Annotated in this window: 15 protein-coding genes; 8 read left to right on the forward strand and 7 right to left on the reverse strand. The window is 49.6% G+C overall.

The annotated features are described in order from the left end of the window. Window positions 1-463: 463 nt before the first annotated feature. Both MJ611_RS15650 and MJ611_RS15655 read right to left on the reverse strand, forming a co-directional pair. On the reverse strand, window positions 464-2668 hold the full coding sequence (locus MJ611_RS15650; protein WP_250431020.1) for a catalase: 2205 nt from the start codon (window positions 2666-2668) through the stop codon (window positions 464-466). A 453-nt stretch (window positions 2669-3121) separates the two neighbouring features. Then, window positions 3122-3661, reverse strand: coding sequence for a 2'-5' RNA ligase family protein (locus tag MJ611_RS15655; protein WP_250431022.1), 540 nt, complete (start codon window positions 3659-3661; stop codon window positions 3122-3124). Between the two features lie 420 nt (window positions 3662-4081). On the opposite strand from MJ611_RS15655, the gene abc-f reads away from it, so the two are divergent. The 7 genes from abc-f (at window position 4082) to MJ611_RS15690 (ending at window position 12404) form a co-directional block, all read left to right on the forward strand. After that, on the forward strand, window positions 4082-6016 hold the full coding sequence (gene abc-f / locus MJ611_RS15660; protein WP_250431024.1) for a ribosomal protection-like ABC-F family protein: 1935 nt from the start codon (window positions 4082-4084) through the stop codon (window positions 6014-6016). Window positions 6017-6281: 265 nt separating this feature from the next. Continuing rightward, the gene (locus MJ611_RS15665; protein ID WP_250431026.1) at window positions 6282-6767 is read left to right on the forward strand and encodes a hypothetical protein; all 486 of its coding nucleotides are present in this window, start codon (window positions 6282-6284) and stop codon (window positions 6765-6767) included. A 42-nt stretch (window positions 6768-6809) separates the two neighbouring features. Next, a complete protein-coding gene (locus tag MJ611_RS15670; protein ID WP_250431027.1) occupies window positions 6810-7274 on the forward strand; it encodes a hypothetical protein in 465 nt (154 codons plus the stop codon). A gap of 170 nt (window positions 7275-7444) precedes the next feature. After that, entirely contained in the window at window positions 7445-8242 is a 798-nt protein-coding gene (locus MJ611_RS15675) for a cation transporter (protein ID WP_250431029.1), read from the forward strand. Window positions 8243-8425: 183 nt separating this feature from the next. After that, the gene (ku, locus tag MJ611_RS15680; RefSeq protein WP_250431031.1) at window positions 8426-9211 is read left to right on the forward strand and encodes a non-homologous end joining protein Ku; all 786 of its coding nucleotides are present in this window, start codon (window positions 8426-8428) and stop codon (window positions 9209-9211) included. 12 nt (window positions 9212-9223) lie between these two features. Next, window positions 9224-11770, forward strand: a complete 2547-nt coding sequence (gene ligD, locus MJ611_RS15685) for a DNA ligase D (RefSeq protein WP_250431033.1) — start codon at window positions 9224-9226, stop codon at window positions 11768-11770. Between the two features lie 142 nt (window positions 11771-11912). After that, complete coding sequence (locus MJ611_RS15690; protein WP_250431035.1) at window positions 11913-12404, forward strand: YciE/YciF ferroxidase family protein; 492 nt, start codon at window positions 11913-11915, stop codon at window positions 12402-12404. Window positions 12405-12494: 90 nt separating this feature from the next. Here the strand turns inward: MJ611_RS15690 and treZ are convergent, their stop codons facing one another. The 4 genes from treZ to MJ611_RS15710 all read right to left on the reverse strand — a co-directional run bounded on the left by treZ (window position 12495) and on the right by MJ611_RS15710 (window position 17510). Next, window positions 12495-14342: a malto-oligosyltrehalose trehalohydrolase gene (treZ, locus tag MJ611_RS15695; RefSeq protein ID WP_250431037.1), complete on the reverse strand. Its 1848-nt coding sequence runs from the start codon at window positions 14340-14342 to the stop codon at window positions 12495-12497. Window positions 14343-14447: 105 nt separating this feature from the next. Further along, window positions 14448-16058: an alpha-amylase family glycosyl hydrolase gene (locus tag MJ611_RS15700; protein ID WP_250431038.1), complete on the reverse strand. Its 1611-nt coding sequence runs from the start codon at window positions 16056-16058 to the stop codon at window positions 14448-14450. Between the two features lie 115 nt (window positions 16059-16173). Continuing rightward, window positions 16174-16926 carry a class I SAM-dependent methyltransferase gene (locus MJ611_RS15705; RefSeq protein ID WP_250431041.1) on the reverse strand — a complete coding sequence of 251 codons (753 nt, stop codon included), beginning with the start codon at window positions 16924-16926 and terminating at the stop codon, window positions 16174-16176. A 140-nt stretch (window positions 16927-17066) separates the two neighbouring features. Next, entirely contained in the window at window positions 17067-17510 is a 444-nt protein-coding gene (locus MJ611_RS15710; RefSeq protein ID WP_250431042.1) for a DUF2892 domain-containing protein, read from the reverse strand. A 470-nt stretch (window positions 17511-17980) separates the two neighbouring features. Here MJ611_RS15710 and glgP point away from each other — a divergent pair, with 470 nt between their 5' ends. Continuing rightward, window positions 17981-19663, forward strand: coding sequence for an alpha-glucan family phosphorylase (gene glgP / locus MJ611_RS15715; protein WP_250431045.1), 1683 nt, complete (start codon window positions 17981-17983; stop codon window positions 19661-19663). Window positions 19664-19743: 80 nt separating this feature from the next. Here glgP and tamL read toward each other — a convergent pair whose 3' ends face one another. Next, a complete protein-coding gene (tamL, locus tag MJ611_RS15720) occupies window positions 19744-22113 on the reverse strand; it encodes a translocation and assembly module lipoprotein TamL (protein ID WP_250431047.1) in 2370 nt (789 codons plus the stop codon). Window positions 22114-22121 lie beyond the last annotated feature (8 nt).

Below are 22121 nucleotides of genomic sequence, written 5' to 3' on the forward strand. Positions count from 1 at the left end.
AAAAAACGTTTTCCCGGGTACAGTATGCTTCGGTTTCTACTTCATAAGCTGTACTCAATAATTTATACTTTATGTAAGCCTACCCGAGAAGTTCTAGGGTTGTGTTCAGGATTGCTATTGCCTTTGCGGTGTCTTCTGACCAGCGAGTTGTTGGTGAGAACACACAACAACGGCAAAAAATTAAATTATTTGTGCGTAATAAAAGCCCCCGCTTGCCTCCGGTGAGTGTAAGGTATCCCACGGCCTCTGTCGGCTGAAATTTATACTTTAAACCTCAGCATATTCTTATACTCTTGTATGTAACGTGGCGGGACACAACCTTATGGCCGAGCGAGGGCGCTACTATTTACCTAAGGCTGATTTGATAGAAGGTTTATACTCCTTTTTGTTCCCTCTGCAAAATGCAAGAGCCGCGAATATCACGGCTCTTGCTTCTAACAAACAATCAAATAACAAACAATTTCTAGGCTGGTACCATTGTTTTCTCCTCGCGGTCCCAGTGGCGGTGTTTTTTGATGGCATCTATAAACTGGCCTGCAAACTCATCTGCATCGGCTTCGCTGCCGGCCGTTACCACGCCTTTGTGCGACATTACCTCGCCAGACGTGTTGCTGGCAAAATTAACCCCTAGTACAAAAGCACGCTCCAGTAGAGCAATCCCGTTGCCGGAGGTGGCAATAGGTTTGCAGTGTTTAAAGGCTTCACTGATAAAGTGGAGGGCATCGCCTTCCTGCTTCATAGCCTGTATGCTCTGCTGTCCGTCCGGAATGTATACTGCATCGAACATGATGGAGCCGGTGGTAACGTGGCTTTTGTCAACCTCCATTGCTTCGCCGGTGCTGGATCTGCGCTTGCCCAGCAATTTTGAAATGATCTTGGCTTGTGCACCTGCAGCTTCCAAGGCTTCTTTTACCTGCATTACTTCGTTGCTGTCAAAACCGTCTTCTATCAGGATGGCTACTTTGCGTGATTTTGCTGTCTCGATCTTATTCCTTTCCATACTTACAGCAGGAGATTCCTTCACTGAGGCGCCTTTCTTCATCTGCTTAGAAGCGTCGTTTTCTTCGTAGTTGCCTGTAGATATTACCTCCAGGTCTTTGGGTACTTCTATTCCGATACCTGCAGCCACTCTGCGGGCAAATTCCGGATCTACTTTATAGAAGTTGGCCAGCTGGCGCTCGCGTACGGCGATGGTTTCTACTTTACCCAACTCAAAATGAGCGGCCTCTACCAGGTGTTTTTTCTCAGGCTCGGTCAGGGAGTTCCAGAACAGGGTAGCCTGGCTGTAGTGGTCGCTAAAGCTTTCGCTGCGGGCGCGTATTTTGTGTCCTTCCACTTTCTCCTGATGGTGCACATACCCGCCCGCACTTTCCGGTGCCATCATCGGGCAGCCATTGCCCAGTGAGTTTGGCCAGTAGTTTACTTTTCCTTTGCCGATGGTCATTTTCATGAAGCCGGCCCCGTTGTGGTTGTGCACCGGGCACACCGGGCGGTTTATCGGCACTTCGGTAAAGTTGGCGCTGTTGAAGCGGTTGAGCTGCGTATCGACATACGAGAAGAGGCGGCCCTGCAGCAGCGGATCGTTCGTGACATCAATGCCTGGCACCAGGTTGCCTGGGTGGAAGGCTACCTGCTCTGTCTCGGCAAAAAAGTTGTTGGGGTTGCGGTTGAGCACCATGCGCCCAATCGGTTTCAAAGGTACCAGTTCCTCCGGTATCAACTTGGTGGCATCCAATAGGTCGAAGTCAAATTTGAATTCATCTTCTTCGTCTACCAGCTGCACACTTAATTCAAATTCAGGGTAGTTGCCCATTTCTATCGCTTCCCACAGGTCCCGGCGCAGCCAGTCCGGGTCTTTACCGCCCAGCTTCTGTGCCTCGTCCCATACCAGCGAGTGGGCGCCGATGGTAGGCCGCCAGTGGAATTTTACAAAACGTGCTTTACCGGCTTCGTTTATGAAACGGAACGTATGCACGCCAAAGCCTTCCATCATCCGGAAGCTGCGCGGAATAGCTCGGTCCGACAGCACCCACATAAGCATGTGTGTGGATTCAGGCATCAGCGAAGCAAAGTCCCAGAAGGTGTCGTGAGCGGCCGACGCCTGTGGCATCTCGCTGTCAGGCTCCGGCTTGATGGAGTGTACCAGGTCCGGGAATTTGATGGCATCCTGAATAAAGAATACGGGTATGTTATTGCCTACCAGGTCGTAGTTGCCTTCTTCGGTATAAAACTTCACGGCAAAGCCGCGTGCATCGCGCACCGTGTCGGCTGAGCCACGCGAGCCTACCACGGTAGAAAAGCGCACGAACACCGGTGTTTTTATACTTGGGTTGCTTAGAAATTTTGCTTTGGTAAACTCGGCCATCGACTCGTACGGCTGAAAGTAGCCGTGTGCACCGGAGCCCCTGGCATGTACCACGCGTTCCGGAATGGACTCGTGGTCGAGGTGCGTCATTTTCTCACGAAAATGAAAATCTTCCAGCAGGGTAGGCCCCCGCGAACCGGCTTTCAGCGAATCGTCGGTGTGGTTGATGCGCACGCCCTGATCGGTAGTCATGAACTGATCTTTGGGATCTTCCCGGAATTGTTCCAGCTGCTGATTTTTACTGTCTTCGTTTACCTTGAAATCTGTTTTGTTTTGGTGGTGTGGCTTCTCTTCTTCGTTCATAATTTGGTGTTTTGTATGCTGACCTGTGGTGGATGTAAGGGGGTGGTTCAGGGTGTAAGTGCCTGATTTACCAGCTTGTTCCGATTAAGGGAAGGTACGGCGTCCAAAAAGCCATTGTTCAACTTGTTATGATATTTTAGTATTAAAATAAGATTAAAATTGGAGTATATAAAGTGGGATGCCTAAGCAAAAGGAACAGGATAAGCAGTAGTTGCTGTAATTGTAAAGTCGCATGTAAACAGACCACACGCTGTATTATAGTACAGCTTATTTTACCCTGACTAAAAGTGAGGAAACAGAAGGAAGTTGATTTTTACGATTTAAAGGCCGGTAAAAGGCAGCTTCTATTATTGGCATGGAATTGAATTTATTTAAGGTGATTTTTTATCAAAAAAAACACCTTTCCGGAAGGGCTGCTACTTTATTGGGCATTGACTGAGGTTAACCGCTGAGCTACCTTTTATTGAACAGGAACTCCTCTTCTTTTAAAAAATATTCGCCGCGCTTCTCCAGTATGCACAGGTTATCTATTGTAATCTCCCAGTTAAAATTATAGCTGCAGAGGAAGGACAACACCGGGCCAAGCAGCTGTGGGGTAGTGTCTCCCAGGGCCAGCGAAATATGCGGCAGCCACATGTTGGGGTTGTAGTAAACGCCCATCTCGGTGCTCATTTCGGAAATGTCGCGGTGCAGCCGTACGTGCAGCTGGTTGAGAAGAGTTGTACGGAGCACCGGTATGTAAATTACGGGTGTCTCGCCCGGGAAAATGCCCAGACCGGTGGTCCGGATCTTGAAAGGCCGCGTTTCCAGGCTAGTTTGCTCCAGGTATTCGACCAATTCTTCTTTGTCGGGTATTTCCGCCGTAAGAAGCGTCAGGTGCGGGTAGGGCGTCATTTTAACGCCGCTGAGGCCAAACTTTTTCTCCAGAAGCTCAGTCAGTTCAAGTACACATTCCGCGTGTGGTTTATCTAAAAGAGAAGTAACCGCAATCATAAAAAGTTTAGATTTTTCAGCTGGTATACCATGCTTTCAGGCAAGCCCGTTTGCACGTGAAGAACTAAGAAACGGTGCACAGCTGATATTGTTTAACTATTCAGCAGGGCTTTTGTTGCGCCTGCTGTGTTTCTGTCAAATAGAAGCTGCTTTGGTTACTTTCTGGCCTCAGAACGATTTCAACATGCCTTGTTCATACTTTGTTTTTGCCTGGGGAACCCTTAACAGGAACCTGCAAGTTAAGCACTCAGCGGAGATACACAAGCAGGCAGATCAATCTTGGTGGTCTGATCCGGAACAGTGCCTTTATAAAGTATAGTATAACAGCGCCACGCCGAAGTTGTGAGAGCTAATGCCTGCAACGGCTGTATCTTCTTATCTAAAATAAGTACCTTTGTGTTTCAAGAATAACCGGAGCGCATGATCTCTATCAATAACCTCAATTTCCATTTTGGCAGCCGCCCAATGTACGAGGATGCCAACCTGCACATCAAACCCAAAGACAAGATCGGCTTGATCGGTCTGAACGGTACGGGCAAGTCTACGCTGCTGCGCCTGATTGTGGGAGAGTACAAGCCTGATGGCGGCAGCATACAGATGAGCAAGGACACCACGATCGGTTTCCTGAACCAGGATTTGCTGAGCTACGAGACGCACGAAAGTATACTTTCGGTGGCCATGCAGGCATTCGGGGAGGCGTTAAGCCTGCAAAAGGAAATTGACCGGGTGCTGGTAGAGTTTGAGAACAACTTCCACGATGACCTGGTAGACAAACTGGCCAGACTGCAGGAGCGATTTGAGCAGCTGGGCGGCTATACCATGCAGGCAGAGGCCGAGGCGATACTGGAAGGTCTTGGCTTTACGACCAAGGAGCTGCAGCAGCCGCTGGCCTTGTTTTCGGGTGGCTGGCGCATGCGCGTTATGCTGGCCAAGATCCTGTTGCAGAAACCCTCGCTCTTGCTGCTCGATGAGCCTACTAACCACCTCGACTTACCTTCTATCAAATGGCTGGAGTCGTACCTGGAGCGTTTTGAAGGTGCCGTGGTGATCGTGTCGCACGACCGCGAGTTCCTGGACCGTACCACGAATGTGACGGTAGAAGTATCAGGCGCCAAGCTGAACGTGTACCCGGGCAACTACAGTTTTTATGTAGAGGAGAAGGCGCTGCGCAACGAGATACAGAAAGGCGCTTACGAAAATCAGCAGGCGCACATCCGGCAGACCGAGCGCTTTATCGAGCGTTTTAAGGCCAAGGCAACCAAAGCCAAGCAGGCCCAGAGCCGCATGAAGCAGCTCGAGCGCATGGAACGTATCGAGGAAGTAGCACCGGATGCAGCTAAAGTAAACTTCAGCTTCCGTTTCAGTGTGCAGCCCGGTCGGCATGTGTTCCGACTGGAGCACATGAGCAAAAGCTTCGGCGATAAGGTCATCTTCCGCGACACGAACGTGCACATCGAGCGGGGCGATAAAATAGCCCTGATCGGAGCCAACGGAAAAGGTAAATCGACTTTGCTGCGCATTATTGCCGGCACCGAGCCCATCCAGGGCAAGCGCGAGCTGGGCCATAACGTGATCATGTCGTTCTACGCGCAGCACCAGCTCGAAGCGCTAAACGTGGAGAATGAGATACTGCAGGAGATGCAGCAGGCAGGTTCCAAGAAATCAGAAGTAGAGCTGCGTACGCTGTTGGGCTCCTTCCTGTTCACCGGCGACGATGTGTTCAAGAAGATCAAGGTACTTTCAGGAGGGGAGAAGTCGCGTGTGGCACTGGCCAAAACGCTGATCTCAGAAGCCAATTTCCTGATGCTCGACGAACCGACCAACCACCTGGACATGCAATCGGTTAACATCCTGATCCAGGCGCTGGAGCAGTACGAGGGTACGTTTGTAATCATCTCGCACGACCGATACTTCGTGGATAACGTCGCGACCAAGATCTGGTACATTGAAGATTACCAGCTGAAGGAGTATCCGGGTACGTACCACGAATACGAGCTCTTCCAGGAGAAGCGCGAGAAGGAAGCAAAGCTTGCCGCTGCAAATACGCCGGCACCAAAAAAAGAGGAAGCCAAACCTAAACAGCAGCGGGACAACAATGAGTACAATGCCCTGAACAATCAGCTGAAGCAGGCAAACAAACAACTCAGCGAGGTAGAAAAACAGGTGCAGCGCCTGGAGCAGGAACTGGCCAGGTATGAGGCCGAGCTATCGGACCCGAAAGTATACGGGACCGTAGGCCTGCTACAGGAAACCTCCCAGAAGTTTGAAGCTGTGAAAAAAGAGCTCGACACGACCAACGCAAAATGGGAAGCCCTGATGCTGGAGGTAGAAGAACTGGAAGAGAAACTGGCTTAAAGTATAAGTATAAGTATAAGTATAAGTATAAGTATAAGTATAAGTATAAGTATGGAAGCACCGGCGCTGTTAAGGGCCGGTGCTTTTTTGTTCTGGTGATGACGGCTTTGAAGCAACTGCCCCCTTCAAGACTACTGTTAATACAAGCGGTTTTCAGCCACGCCGCTATCATCTGACAAAAACACAGCATAAATTTTTATTATAAAGCTGCTATATTGTTTCTTCTGAATATTCTATTTTTGTATTATAACATACCACGTTTTGCATGAAGAAATTATACGCATTGCTTATAGTAGTGCTTTTGGCAGGATATGTGAACCATGTAAATGCCCAAAGCCAGGGAGAGATTGTTGTGAAGAGGAATGCTATCGGTAATGCCTACTTCCTCAACGGGCAGCTTCTCAGCAGAAATGAACTACTTTATGTGCTGGAAAGTAATCCGGAGGCAAAGAAAGAATTAAAGATTGCTTACCGTAACAATGCCCCGGCTACGATTCTGAGTTACGCAGGTGGTTTCTTAATAGGTTACCCTATCGGTGCGCAGTTAGGAGGAGGAGAACCGAACTGGAAAGTTGCCGGAGTTGGTCTAGGTTTAATGGCTTTGAGTTTCCCTTTTACATCGGCGATCAGGAAGCACGAGCATAACGCTATTTCAATCTACAATAATGGTTTAAAAAAGACCTACAAGTCAAAAGTTGACCTGCAGTTAGGCTATGCCGGCAACGGCGCTGCGTTGAAGCTTGTTTTCTGATCGGGTGTTTGCTCAAATGCTGTTCATTTACAGTCAATATCAATGATCAAAGGTTTAAGCTCTTCAACCATACTTATACTTCTTGTAGGTATAATAGCTTATGGTCAGGATAAGTACCTTGACCCAACCGGCTCCTATATTTTGAGGGGTAAAAAGTTGAAAGAAGGAGAAAAAGGCAGTTATGGTGAACTACATGTTAAACTTATTAGTAAAGACAGATTAGCAATAAGCTTTTACTACGATAAAGGTTATCCAAGCTATAACTCTGGTTCATTTGTAGACACATTAGAATATAACTACAATCGAGCTGTTTATATATACAATGAAGCTTTTGATCCATCTGATTGTAAACTGACCTTCACTTTTGAGAAAAAAGCGGTTGTTATAAAGCATGAGGCTAGTAATTACAATTATAGCTGTGGCTTTGGAACGGGAGTGATTGCAAACACAGTAATGAAGAAAAGCTCAAGTAAAGTACCAGTTATCAAAGATTATTGGGAGAACTAAAAATAGCAATAGTTAACAAGTTATCTAATTAGATTTTGGAATGCCTTACTAACATTATATCAAAGACGTAGCAATACATCCTGTTCGCGCAAAGTCCTTCCGTAACTCATCTCGGTAGTAACAAGTATCATAAGGCAAGTATAGGCTGGCTTTGTGCCGGTAGTTCTGCTATGGTCCAGAAGTCCACTTTCCGTATTACCCAGATGGATTGCCCTTCGGAGGAGCAGATGATCCGCCTGCGTCTGGAAGGTGCCGCTAGCATACAGCACCTGGATTTTGACATACCCAACAGGCAACTGACCGTTTACCACACCGGCGAAGTTGCACCTATTGCAGATTCCATCGACACCTTAAACCTGAACTCCACCCTGCTGGGCACGGAGGAAACAGAGGCACCGGCACAGGTGCAGCAGCCGCCATCTGAAAGAAAACTGCTGTGGGCGGTGCTGCTCATTAATTTTTCGCTATTTCTAATTGAGGTGGTTACAGGTATCATTTCCCGCTCTATGGGCTTGGTAGCCGACTCGCTGGACATGCTGGCTGATGCCATTGTGTATGGCCTAAGCCTGTTTGCCGTTGGTGGCAGCACTGGCCGTAAAAAAGGAGTCGCAAAAGTCAGCGGCTATTTTCAGCTGGCATTGGCAGTGCTGGGCTTTGCCGAAGTGATCCGACGCTTTCTGGGTTACGAGCTGGTGCCCGATTTCCAGACCATGATCTACATTTCGTTGCTGGCGCTTGCCGGCAATGCCACTTCTTTATACCTGCTCCAGAAAGCCAAAAGCACCGAAGCACACATCCGGGCGAGCTGGATCTTTACTTCCAACGACGTGATCGCCAACATCGGCGTTATCACGGCTGGCGTCATCGTTTACTTCACCAATTCCAACAAGCCTGACCTGATCATCGGTACGCTCGTGTTCCTGTTGGTTGCCAGGGGCGCCTTCCGCATACTAAAGCTGGCCAGGTAGCAGGTTTATACTTAGCTGCCCTCATAGCCATACTTCAATTCCTTTCGCTAAATCAAACTTCATTACGGTTCTAGCTGCAACTGCCTGAACTTGTACCTTATTGGGGCCGCCGCAAACGTCTGGTACTATAATCCGTTTTAGGACTATAGAAGAAATGAAGTATAAGTTCTAAAAGATAAAACTATGAAAGCTGTTTGGAAAGGATCACTGGGCTTCGGGCTCGTGAACATACCTATAAAAATGTACAGCGCCACCAAGGCGCGCCGCCTGGATTTTGACCTGATCGACCGTCGCAATCATGCACGGGTGCGTAACCAGCGGGTGAACGAGAAAACAGGCGAGGTAGTGCCTTACGACGAGATCGTAAAAGCCTACAAATACGAAGGCAAATATGTGGAGCTGACCGACGAGGATTTTGAAAAAGTAAGCGCCGAAAAGAACCAGATCGTGCAGCTTACCGCTTTTGTAGATGAGGAGGAAATCGACGAGATATACTTTAAAAAGCCCTACTACCTGACTCCTGAAAAAGGAAATAAAACCGGTTATGGTTTGCTGCGCGATGCCATGCGCCGCACCGGCAAAGTGGCCATTGCCTCCCTGGTGATGCGCGGCACCGAAGACCTGGCGGTGATCCGTCCGGTAGGGGATGCGCTGGTGCTGCAGATGCTGCGGTTCGGGGAAGAGGTGCGGGATGTAAAAGACCTGGAACTGCCGCATAAGGTAGACATCGGCGGCAAGCAGCTTGACATGGCCGTGGAACTGATCAACCAGTTCTCAACCGAATTTGACATTCAGGACTACAAAGATACTTACACCGAAGACCTGATGAAGCTGATCGAATCCAAAGCAAAGGGTAAGAAGAAGCCGGCTCCGAAAAAGATGGAAGTGGTGCCAACCAAAACAAAAGACCTGATGGCTCAGCTCAAAGCCAGCCTCGAAGGTGGGCAGCCTAGACTTCGCGCCTCTTAATCAGCCACACCTATGGGACTTGAAAAGTATAACGAAAAACGCGACTTCAGCCACACACCCGAGCCTGAGGGAGCAGTAAAGAAAAGCAATGGCAAACTGCGCTTTGTGGTACAGCGCCACGAGGCTTCTACACTGCATTATGATTTCAGGCTGGAGATGGAGGGGGTGCTCAAAAGCTGGGCCGTACCCAAAGGCCCCTCGCTGAACCCTGCTGACAAACGGCTGGCCATGATGGTAGAAGACCACCCACTGTCGTACCGCACTTTTGAAGGCGATATACCCGAGGGCAACTACGGCGCCGGCCACGTCGACATCTGGGACGAAGGCACGTACTATGCTGCCGAAACCTACGACCGGAAGCAGGACGAGGAGTACCTGCTGCGCGGGCTAGAAGAGGGCAACATCAAGTTTGTGCTGGACGGCAAAAAGCTGAAAGGGGAGTTCTCCCTGATCAAAATGAAAGGCCGACAGGAGGGAGCCTGGCTGCTGGTGAAGAAATCGGATGAGATGGCCATGAAGGAAACCTACGACAGCGAAGACTACCTTGACAAGCCGGCAACCAGAAAGCCGGCTGCTGCAAAGAAAAAAAGTACTGCCAAATCAGAAACTGACAGTAAGAGCAAAGCAAAACCTGCCACCATGCCGCACCATATCAAGCCTATGATGGCAAAATTAACAGATGGTCCCTTTGACGAAGCGCAGTGGCTGTTCGAAATAAAGTGGGATGGCTACCGGGCCGTGGCGGAGGTGAAGGATGGCAACGTAGAACTTTACTCGCGAAGCGGAAAATCTTACGGCGACAAGTATAAACCCATAGTAGAAAGCCTGAAGGAACTGGGACACGACGCGGTGCTGGATGGAGAGATCGTAGTGCTGAACAATGAAGGTTATGCGACTTTCCAGCAATTGCAGAACTACCAGAATACGCCTTCCGAACACCTGTACTTTTACGTGTTCGATTTGCTGTACCTGGACGGGGAAGACCTACGCGACCTGCCCCTGATCGAGCGTAAAAAGCGGCTGGAAGAAATATTGCCGGAGTTGCCCACAGTGCGCTATTCGGATCATGTGGAGGCACAAGGCGTGGCCTTTTTCAGGGAGGCGCAGCGCAAGCAGATAGAGGGCATCATGGCAAAACTCGCTACCAGCCCCTACCGCACCGGCCAGCGCAGCAGCGAATGGCTTAAGATCAAAACACACCTGCGGCAGGAAGCTGTAATCGGCGGCTTTACGGAACCCAAAGGAAAGCGCAAGCACATTGGGGCGCTGGTGCTGGGCGTGTACGAAGATGGCAAGTTTACCTATGTAGGGCAGAGCGGCAGCGGCTTCAATACCAAAACTTTAGGCGAGCTCAAGGTCCGGCTGGAGCCACTCATTCAGGCAGAATCGCCGTTTGCAGGCAAGGTAAAGCCCAATGCACCCGCTACCTGGGTTAAACCGGAACTGGTGGCTGAAATTTCATTTGCCGAATGGACTTCGGAGGGTATTATGCGGCAAGCCATTTACGAAGGGCTGCGCGAAGACAAGAAAGCCAAAGAAGTCGTGCGCGAAACAGCCCTGCATACCACTGAGGCGGTAGAAGAAGCCGAAGAAGCACCTAAAGCAAAAAAGAAAGACCCGCCCAAAAAAGCAAAAGAAATGAAGAGCGACAGTAAGAACAGGGAAGAAGTGGTGATCGAAGGGCAGGAGGTGCCGCTTAGCAGCCTCGATAAACTATACTTTCCGGACGAAGAAATCACCAAAGGCGACCTGATCGACTATTACCAAAGTATAGCCGACGTGCTGTTGCCCTACTTAAAGGACAGGCCACAGTCGCTGCTACGCCACCCGAACGGCATTGCCAAACCCGGTTTTTTCCAGAAAGACATCGACCATACCCCGGACTGGGTGCGCACCGTGGCGCTTCGTGCCGAATCGACCGGGCAGGACGTGGATTACCTCATATGCGATAACAAAGCCACACTGGCTTACATGAACAATCTGGGCTGCATCCAGCTCAACCCCTGGAACTCGCGGCTGGCCAACCTCGACAAGCCGGATTACATGGTCATCGATCTGGACCCGGGTGAGAACTCCTACGACGAAGTAGTGGAAGTAGCGCTGGTAGCAAAAGAGATACTCGACAAGGCCGGTGCTGAAAGCTATGTGAAAACATCCGGGGCTACAGGCATGCACCTCTACGTGCCCTTGGGAGCTCAGTATACTTTTGAGCAGGTAAAGCAGTTTGCCCTGATCGTGGCGCAACTGGTGCACGAGCGGCTCCCCGACCTTACCAGCCTCGAACGCAATCCTAAAGCGCGCAGCAAGCAAGTATACCTCGATTATTTGCAGAACGCGATCGGGCAAACCGTAGCTGCTGTGTACAGCGCCCGGCCTAAAGAAGGAGCCACAGTTTCTACTCCGCTGAAATGGGAAGAAGTGAAGCCCGGCCTGCATCCGTCAGCCTTTACCATCAGGAATGTGCCGGAACGCCTACGCAAATTGGGCGATCTTTTTGAAGGTGTGCTGGGGAAGGGAGTTGACCTGGAAAAATGCCTGAAAAATTTGGGGAAAGTATAAGGTGTTGAAGGGCAATAGTATGCGATACAGGTAGGGTATAGAGTTTAACCTATGCCTTGTTTCAGTCGTTACAAAAAGGCACAGTCAGATCACCTGATGCTGACTAGGCTGATAAAAATTTATCGCTAAACAAAATAAAGCTATGGCTGAACTTAGAAATTTAGAAGACCTGTTCAAACACGAACTGATGGAGCTTTACGGGGTAGAAGAGAACCTGATACAGGCAATACCGGAAATGGCATCACGGGCTAATGACCAGCTGCTCAAGATGGCGTTGGAGAACCACTTGGAGCAAACAAAAGCTCAGAAAGACCGCCTCGACCAGGTTTTTCAAATGCTGAACATACAGAAGATGGAGGTACCGGCTTCTGCCATTGAAGGTATGGTGATGCAAGGCAGGGAAATGATGGCTGAAGACGCATCTCCGGAGGCACAGGATGCAGGTATTATTGCCGCAGCGCAGAAGATCGAGCACTACGAAATTTCAGGTTACGGAACTGCCACACACTATGCCGAACGACTGGGCCACATGGAAGCTGCCGCTTTGTTAAGACAGACACTGGACGAAGAGAAAATGGCCGATACCAAGCTGAACGAGCTGGCCAAAAACTCTGTGAACCTGAAAGCTATGTAATATAGCTGAATGAAAGTATAAAAAAGCTGCTGCTATACTTTAGCAGCGGCTTTTTTATTTTTAGCTCATTGGTACGGATTTCTATGTTACTTATAGTTTGCCCTCGTATACGGCTATACTTAAAGGCGCAAGCTTTACCTGCTCTTCTGCCTTTACATACGTAGGCAATGGCTTCGTTTCAGCTTCCTCTTTTCCCAACCATTTCTCCTCTTTAGAGTCCAGGATTTTTTTCCAGTCCGCTGCCTTTTTCGAGAAAGTATAAGACAGTTCCGTATCCGAAAGATTAAAGAGGCAATGCAGGTGCCTGAGGCCATCTGCTGTCTGGCGCTGCAGCACAAATCCTCGTTGTTCCAGCACATGGACCTGCACATCCTTTTTTTCAAAGTTCTTCAGGACAGGATGCTCTTTGCGCAGCCAGATCAATTGCCGGTGCCACTGTTCCAGAACTTTATGATGTCCTTTTTTGCGCTTTTGCCACTGCAGCTTACAGGAGTTAAATGTTTCCTCTGACTGCGGATCAGCAGGTTCTCCTTCCCATTTATACCGGGAAAATTCCTTTTTGCGCCCTTCGCGTACCGCTTCGATCAGGTCTGTGTCACTGTGGCTTACAAAGTATAAAAAGGGGGCATCCTCTCCATACTCTTCTCCCATAAACAGCATTGGCACGTAAGGCGCAAGCAAAATGGCTGCGGCACCAAGCTTCAGCTTTTCAAAAGATACCAGCTGCGACATGCGCTCCCCTTTCACGCGGTTGCCGATCTGGTCGTGGTTCTGCAAAAAGGCAACAAACCTGTCCCCCGGCACTCCTGCCGAGGATGCGCCATAGGTACGTTTTCGGAAGTTGACGTACTCACCGGTCAGTACAAAACCATCCGTATAGGCTTTTGCCAGTTGCTCTGGCTGGCCAAAATCTTCGTAAAATTTTTTCCCGGGCGGATGAAGCAGCACATACAGGGTATGATGAAAATCATCGAGCCACTGTGCATCAAATCCCATACCTCCCAACTCAGGCGATCTGATCACGCGCGGGCTGTTCAGGTCGCTCTCCGCTACGAGATACAGCGGCTTGCCCATTTCCTGCTGCAACTGTTTTACCCTGCGGTGCAAGAGCTCCCAGAAGCTGACGGCGCTGTCATCGTAAATCGTGTGGATGGCGTCGAGGCGAAGCCCATCCAGGTGGTAATGCCGGAACCAGTGTAAGGCGTTTCCTGTAAAATAATCGCGTACGCCGTCGCTCCAGTCGCCATCGTAGTTTATCGCTTCACCCCAGGGTGTTTTATACTTATCTGTAAAATAAGGACCGAACTTAGAAAAGTAGTTGCCTTCCGGACCTACGTGGTTATACACCACATCCAGAAAAACTGCAATACCACGGGCATGGCAGGCATCGACCAGCTTCTTTAACCCATCAGGTCCTCCGTAGGAGTTTTGTACGGCATACAGGTCTACACCATCGTAGCCCCAATTGCGGTTGCCCGGAAACTGCGCGACCGGCATCAGTTCTATGGCATTGATGCCGGTCGCAGCCAGGTCATCGAGCAGTGGGATGATGGCTTCGAAAGTGCTTTCCGGGGTCAGGGTACCCACATGTGCTTCGTAGAGCACCATATCCTGAAAAGCTATGTTGCGCCAGTTCTGATCGTGCCATTCGAAGGTGCTGTGATCCATTACTTCCGATGGGCCGTGTACGCCTTCCGGCTGGTAATGGGATGCAGGGTCCGGGTAGCCTTTTTCTTCTTCATCGGGTATAAAAAAGTAGCGTGTTCCGGGGAATACATCCTGAACTGTTACCTGAAAACAGCCCCACTTATCCTGTTTCATCTCTACAATCCTTTCTTCAGGATGTACCAGTTGCAAGGTCATTTTCTGTTTTTCCGGAGCCCATACTGTAAATGAACACTGTCCATCTCCCAGGTACTCTGCACCTATCGTTTGCATTTTGTTGATTGTTATAAACGTGTTGCTGCCGGAGCAAAGATTTTCAATGGCTATACTTCAATAGGCAGCAGCTGAAGTATAGCCAGGTACAATCACCAGATCAGATCATGCTTCTTCCAGCCTGATCACCAAGCCCTCGTCCCCGGCAAGGCTGGTGCTGTTGTTAAACGCTTCACCTTCCCGCTCGGGATAAGTGGCAATTGCTATTCTGCCTCTGCAGCTCAGATTCCGGGGCTTGAAAAAGACAGGTCGGTGACTCAGGTTAAGCACGATCAGGAACCGCTGACTTTCATGTTGCCGGATAAAAGACAGCACCTGTCCTTCTGGCGGCACCGGAACGTACGTACCAATGTTTAATGCCGGTTCTTCGTGGCGCAGCTTCAGGAGTTTCCGGTAAAGCGACAGCATGGAGTAGGGGTCCTGCTCCTGTGCCTGCACATTCAGGCGGCGGTAATTGTCTGGTAATCGTAGCCAGGGTTTGCTTTCCGAGAAACCGCCATTTGCCTGGTCATTCCACTGCATGGGGGTGCGGGACGGATCACGACTCAGGTACAGATCCGGCATGTTGAGGCCCTGGGGATCCTGTACTTCTTCAGGCGGAATTGCCACATCACGCATGCCAATTTCATCGCCGTAGTAAATGGTAGGCGTACCCCTTAGCGTGAGCAGCAGCATGGCTGCCACCCTGGCCTGTGATTTACCTACCCGGCTGGTAATGCGGGGCTGGTCGTGGTTGCCCAGTACCCAGTTTGGCCATCCTCCGGTTGGCAGCGCACCTTCGTACTGGCCAATGGTAGAGGCGATCTGTGCGGCATCCCAAGGCAGGGAAAGCAGCAGGAAGTTGAAAGGAAGGTGGGCGCCTGAGTTGTCTGTGCCATAATAGGTCATCAGTTTGTCGATGGGTAGGTAAATTTCACCGATCATCATGCGCTCGTGGTAGCTGTCGAGCACCTGCCGCATCATTCTTACAATCTGGTGTACCTCCGGCTGGTCGGTAGAGTAGGCAGGCACCAGTTGCTCGTAGGTCGCCATGTTAGGCGTGTAGTTCGGGTTGGGTGGGTTGTCGCGTAGCTGTTTGTCTTTGATCATGTGCCACATCACATCTACCCGGAAGCCGTCTACGCCTTTGTCGAGCCAGAAGCGCATTACGTCAAGCATGGCTTGCTGCACCTCCGGGTTGCGCCAGTTCAGGTCAGGCTGCTCTTTCAGGAAAGCGTGGTAATAATATTGCTGTGTTTTCTCGTCCCATTCCCAGGCACTTCCCCCAAACACGCTCAGCCAGTTGTTGGGTACCGATCCGTCTTCTTTGGCATCGTACCAAAGGTACCAGTCGCGCTTGGGGTTATCGCGTGAGGAGCGCGATTCCAGGAACCACGGATGCTGGTCGGAAGTATGGTTGGGTACCAGGTCCAGTATCAGTTTCATGCCGCGGGCATGCACCTCCTGCAGCAGTTCGTCAAAGTCATCAAGCGTACCGAACAGGGGATGTACGCCGGTATAGTCGGAAATGTCGTAGCCGAAATCGGCCATGGGCGAAGGGTAGATGGGCGAGATCCAGATGGCATCGATGCCCAGCCATTGCAGGTAATTAAGCCGGCTGATGATGCCACGCAGGTCGCCTACGCCATCGCCGTTACTATCTTGGAAGGATCGGGGATAGATCTGGTAAATTACACTTTCTTGCCACCAAAGGTGTTTTTGCTGCGCTTCTTTCATAGTTTCAATCTCTTTGGAGTTACCTTTATAGCTTTTACAGGCTACACCGGCAACAGGAATGTCTTATGTACGAAGGTTAGCAGCTGTAGATTTTTAACAAGCCAGGAAAGTATGGCTAGTTTACTTTGCCCACCCGCATATAGATCGGAAAACTCACCTTTTTCCGGGCTTCCGGATCTCCCCACACGTCCAGTAGGTGTGGCATCAGTACATCTACCGGGCTCTGGCCGTGCTGGCGTATGTAGCGCTGTACCGCCGACCAGGTGTTCAGGTATAATCCCACATCCTGTAACGTCCACTCATACTCCATGTAAAATACGGGTGCTTTGATCTCCTCAAAAGGAAAAGGGATGTTGGCGTAATGCTTGTCGATAAGTTTGCGCTCCGGGTCCCAGTAGCCGGCAAGGGTATGATTATAAAAGGCATCTAGCAGCTCGTCTATTTCCCTGGCTTCGATGCGAAGCAGGTCGTAGAGCCAGAGCGCGAGCAATGCGTCGGAGGTAGCCACCCGGCGAACTTCCTTGTAAAAGGCTTCTGCATCAAACCAATGGAACGCCTGCCCTACCGTGATCAGGTTAATACTTTTATTCTGAAGTACAGTTTGTTCTGCCCGGCTCAAAAGGTACTGAATGTTGGGAAGACGGGTAGCATGGTTCAGTTGCGATTCGCTTATGTCGGTGGCGTATACTTTAGCGAAACGGTTTGCAAGTTGCGCGGCTACCTGGCCGTTGCCGGTGCCACAATCCCAGGCTTTATCAAACACAGCGGTATGGGAGTATAAAAACTCATACAGTTCCTGCGGGTAGTGTGGGCGGTAGCGGGCATACTGGTCCGCCTGCTGCGAGAAATTATCTTTAAGCTCCTTCATACGGGTTTATACTTTGCTCGGGTGGTTTTAGGGATGTTGCGGGTAAAGTTTAAGTTAGCTAGGTTATCTTTTTATACTTACAGCCTCAACCAGCAGCGAAGTGAAGATAATAGAGAAGAAAACAATTTCTACCAGGTATTTTAGCTTCTGACCGTTTGAAGCAGCTCGCCCGGGCTCTTATTTTCTAAATCCTTAAAGTCTCCGCGCATGGCCTTCAGGGCAAATACTTCTTCGCTGATCTCCTGCCTTGTCCGGATCTTGAGGGCACGGAACAGCGGCAGGGGAGGGCACCAGCCTTGCAGGCCGTGCTGCAGCAGAAACGAGGCTACCACGCCCGGAAGTATAAACCACCGCCTGTTCACGAACGCACCGAGCGCCAGCCCGGTCAGCGCCAGTGTAGAAGCGTTCACCTCCAGCGTCTTTTCTATATCCCACTCCTTGGTAAGTTCAGTCAGGCGCTTGTCTATTGCCTCACGGCTGCGGTACCCGTATCGCTGAATGTTTTCTATCGTTTTCTCATCGATCTCTTTATTGGCTTCCAGCGGAGTGCTTTTCCGCACCCTTCCTTTTCGTTCTTCCTTCATGGCTTACGTTTTGAGCATGTTTCCTTCAAAGTACGGTGCCTTTAGGCACATGTTTTGCAGCGGGTAGGTGTACAAGGTATGAGAGAAGATGCTCTGTATAAACTATATATGGAGCGATAAATTGGATTTAAGTACGTAGCGAGATTATTTTAAAAATACAATGCGTGAACTACGTAGCTCATTTCGGGTTAAAAAGAAAAAATACTGACAAAATCAGCAGATATTGTATTATAACATAGGATAAATTTCTAGCTTTACGTTAGTTAATCTATTCACCAACAGAGCGATTATAATAGTTGACCAGAATAAAAACTTAATTAATAAGAATAAGTAAAATTTAAAGTATAATAGTCATAGAATTTAACTACAAGAGGTCTTTTGACACTATTTGTTAACTTAGTTTAATATCCAGCTTTAGAAAAGCCTTACATGTTGGTAGTGTCGTGAGAATTGAAATTTTCGAATAGCATATGGAAAAGTACGATAAGTGGTATCATCCTTACAATATAGATGAAAAGTACAGCAAACGGGTAGCTTACTTCAGCATGGAGTTTGGCATACACCAGGCGCTGAAAACATATTCCGGAGGTCTGGGTTTTCTGGCAGGTTCGCACATGCACAGTGCCTACGACCTGAAGCAAAACATGATCGGCATTGGCATGCTGTGGAAGTATGGCTACTACGACCAGGACCGAAACGAAGACCAGACCATGCACCCGGTTTTCAGGAAGAAGTTTTATACTTTCCTGGAAGACAGTGGCATAACGGTAAAGGTGCTGGTGAACAACCACCCGGTAACAGTTAAGGCACTGGTGCTGAAACCAGAGATCTTCGGTACTGCGCCGATGTATTTCTTAACGACAGACATACCTGAAAACGATTACCTGGGCCGCACCATCACGCGCATGCTCTACGATCCGGAACCGGCAACACGGGTAGCCCAAAGCATCATATTGGGTATTGGCGGAGCGAAAGTGGTAGAGGCACTCGGTGGGGCCGATATTTACCACATGAACGAAGGCCATGCGCTGCCGCTGGCATTCAAGCTGCTTTCAGATTATGAAGACGTAAACGAGGTGAAAAAACGCCTGGTATTTACAACCCATACGCCGGAGAAAGCGGGTAACGAAGAGCATGACATCCATATGCTCGATCGCATGAGTTTCTTCAACAACACTACGCTGGAAGAAGCCAGAACCATCACGGGCATGCACGGACACATGTTCAACTACACGCTGGCAGCGCTTCGTATGTCGAAGGTGGCTAATGGTGTATCGCAGCTGCATGGTGAGGTTGCCCGCCAGATGTGGTACGACAACGAAGGGGTGTGCGAGATACAGGCAATCACCAATGCGCAGAACGTGCCTTTCTGGATGGATGAGACCATGAAGCAGGCGCTCGCCAACAACGATGATGCTGCGCTGGTGAACAGGAAAAAGGAAATGAAAAAACAGCTGTTCGACCTGGTAGCCGACCAGACGGGCAAGCTCTTCAAACCCGATGTGCTGACGGTAGTATGGGCCCGACGATTTGCCGCCTATAAAAGACCCGACCTGATCTTACGCGATGTGGAGCGTTTCCTGGAGCTGATCAACCGCCATGATATGCCAGTACAGGTGATCTGGGCAGGTAAACCTTACCCGTTTGACCACGGAGCGATCAGCGTGTTTAACAGGCTGGTGAAACTAGCTGACCGCAAGCCGAACATTGCGGTGCTGACAGGATATGAAATTGAGCTGAGCCGTAAACTCAAACAAGGTGCCGATGTATGGCTGAACACGCCGCGTCGCCCAAGAGAGGCTTCCGGCACCAGCGGCATGACTGCTGCCATGAACGGAGCCATCAACTTCTCGGTGCTGGACGGCTGGTTGCCGGAGTTTGCCCGCCATGGCGAAAACAGTTTTGTGCTGCCGATAGTGGACCTGAGCCTGCCGGATGAAGTTCAGGACGAGACAGATTACCAGAACCTGATGCACATCCTGGAACACGAGATCATACCGACGTACTATCACGATAAAGAAAAGTGGCTGCGCATCAAAAAGCAAAGTATGCAGGATGTGCTTCCGCAGTTCGGAGCCGACCGCATGGCCAGTGAGTATTATGAGCTCCTTTACAGCTACGAGTTTGAAAAAGTCGGAGCTGAGTTTGTTTAACGCGATAAAGTATAAGTATAAAAAAAGCTGCCTCTGTACAGAGGCAGCTTTTTTTATACTTATACTTTAACTTACATAGTCTAGAAAGGATAGCCAATCGCAATGTTGAGAATCATGCCATCGTCGCCAAAAGTTGGTTTGAAATCACCCAGCACAAATTGGGAGCCTTTTGGTAACGCCGGATTTCTGACTGGTATGCCAAAATCAAAACGGATTACAAAGAATTCCACATCCACGCGCAGGCCAAAACCCGTGCCGATAGCCAGTTCACCCAGCACGTTGCCAGCATTGAATTTGCCTCCCGGTTTTTCTACTTTTCCGTCATCACCTATATAATCTTTTATGAGCCAGATGTTACCGGCATCAATAAAAAAAGCTCCGCGGAAAAATCCTGTAATTGGGAAACGGTACTCCACATTCGCTTCCAGCTTTATGTCACCTACCTGGTCGTAATAGGAGAGTGAGTCGATCAGAGTATCATACGTACCGGGTCCAATGCTACGCGCCCTGAAGGCCCGTATGCTGTTGGGGCCTCCAATAAAGAACTGCTTCACATAGGGCAGTGTGCTGGAGTTGCCGTAGGGCAGCCCTGCTCCCAGAATAAGGCGGGTTGCCAGTTGCGTTTTTTCTGTGAAGTTGTAGTAATACCTAAAGTCGTTTTCAAGGCGTGAGTACTGCGAGTAAGGCTGCCCTATTAGAGTTCGTGGTTCTTCGTCGGTGGGTTTGGTCGTGCCCATCAGCGATTGTATCGCATTAACCGCGTTACCTGATACATCAATGTTAAACCTGTTGTAAAACTGGTGCGGCAGATCCGGCAGTGTCAGGTTGCTGAAAGTAAACTGATAGATAGAGCCGATTATGAACTGGTTCTCGAAGCTGCGCCGCAGATAGGTACTCTTGTTCAACTGTTCCTGAAATTGATCTGTTACCTTGGCTGTTCTCACAAACTGTAGGTTTATAGGCGTGATCTCATGTGTCAGGGTTCTTTTAGGGCGCCAGTTGTAACCATACGAGGCGTTGTAAGAGTTACTCTGGAAGTACTGCACTCGGTTCAGAAAGCTGTATCCTGCCGTGATCCGGGTATTGGGAGCAAACTCTGAGCGTAGGTTCTTCACCTTGAAGGGAGCAATGATACGGGGAAGTATAACGGAAGCTTCTGTTGTCAGCTCATAGGAGGTCTGGCCTGTTGTGCTTTTCGTATCGCCGCCTGTATCGGTGGTTCCGCTAGTGCCGGTGCCGCCTACCTGGCTCTCAAAACTGCCTGTTACGTTAAGCGAAAGCAGCTCGGACCCTTTGAAGGCATTGCGATTCCGGAAGGAGGCCGTTACGCCGGGCCCTGCAAAGTTGTTCGACTTACTGACCATCTGCGCCTCTACCCGGAGCGATTTTTTGAGGTTGGGTGTGAGGTAAATGAACGCATCCAGTTTTCCCTGGCTGGCAGTGTCTGGGACGTATTTAATGTTCGCATACTTGTACGCTCCCATTTCCATCAGGCGGCTGGTGGTGAGCAGATGGTTCTGTCGCGAGTACAGGCTATCCTGCTGCAGGAACACGCCCCTGAGCAGGTGGCGGGCCTTAACATAGTTCTCGTTGGGTATGTAATAATACTGCTCGTAGCGGATGGTATCGCTGTTGTACAGGCTGTCGGCAAGCGAGTAGTTGGCGAAAATGTAGATGTCCTCCAGTGTATAAGGTTTCAGCGCCTGCGCCGGTGCATCTTTCTTTACGCGTAACAGCACATCCGCCTGCCGGTTACCTACCATGGTATCCACGCTGAAGATCAGCAGGTCAGGCCCAAAATAGAAGTAACCTTCATTTTTCAATTGCTTGTCGATGCGCTCCCGCTCCAGCACCATGTTTTGCAGGTTGTACAGATCGCCGGGTTTCAGCAGCGATTCCGATTTTGTTGCCCGTATAGCAGCATGCACTGCCAGCGAGTCATTTTCAGGGAACTTGATGTTGCGGAGGCGGTAAGGCCCTTCTACAGTGGCAGTCCAGTTTATAGTTGCTTTCTTTTTTTTAACAGTAGTGGCGCTGACCACTTCGTTATCGAAATAGCCGCGGTTGTGCAGGCGGGTTCCCATCACGCCGCTGATGCTGTTGGTATCTACCTGTGAGATTAAAACCGGCGCTTCGCCCAGCTTGTTTTTGATAAAATGCTTTAGCCCTTTTTCTTTTTTAGTCGGTTCGACAGCATTGTAGATCCATAATTTGGGTCGCAGGCCAAGTATGGAAGCGTTTGGTTTCGGACGTACGGTGTTGCTAAGCTCTGTGGTTATACTTGCACGTTGCTTCTTGTCATTTTCACCTTTTACTTCAACTTTAAAACCTGTAAATAAAGCATCTCCTTCCGGTACACTTTTCGTGCTACTGCATCCCTGCACCATTAACAGCAGTGCTAACATGAGCAGCGATGAAAGAAGCGGCTTCCGGAGTATAGAATGTATCATAAAGGCTT

It is taken from the genome of Pontibacter ruber (genome assembly GCF_023630205.1).
Classification (GTDB): domain Bacteria; phylum Bacteroidota; class Bacteroidia; order Cytophagales; family Hymenobacteraceae; genus Pontibacter; species Pontibacter ruber.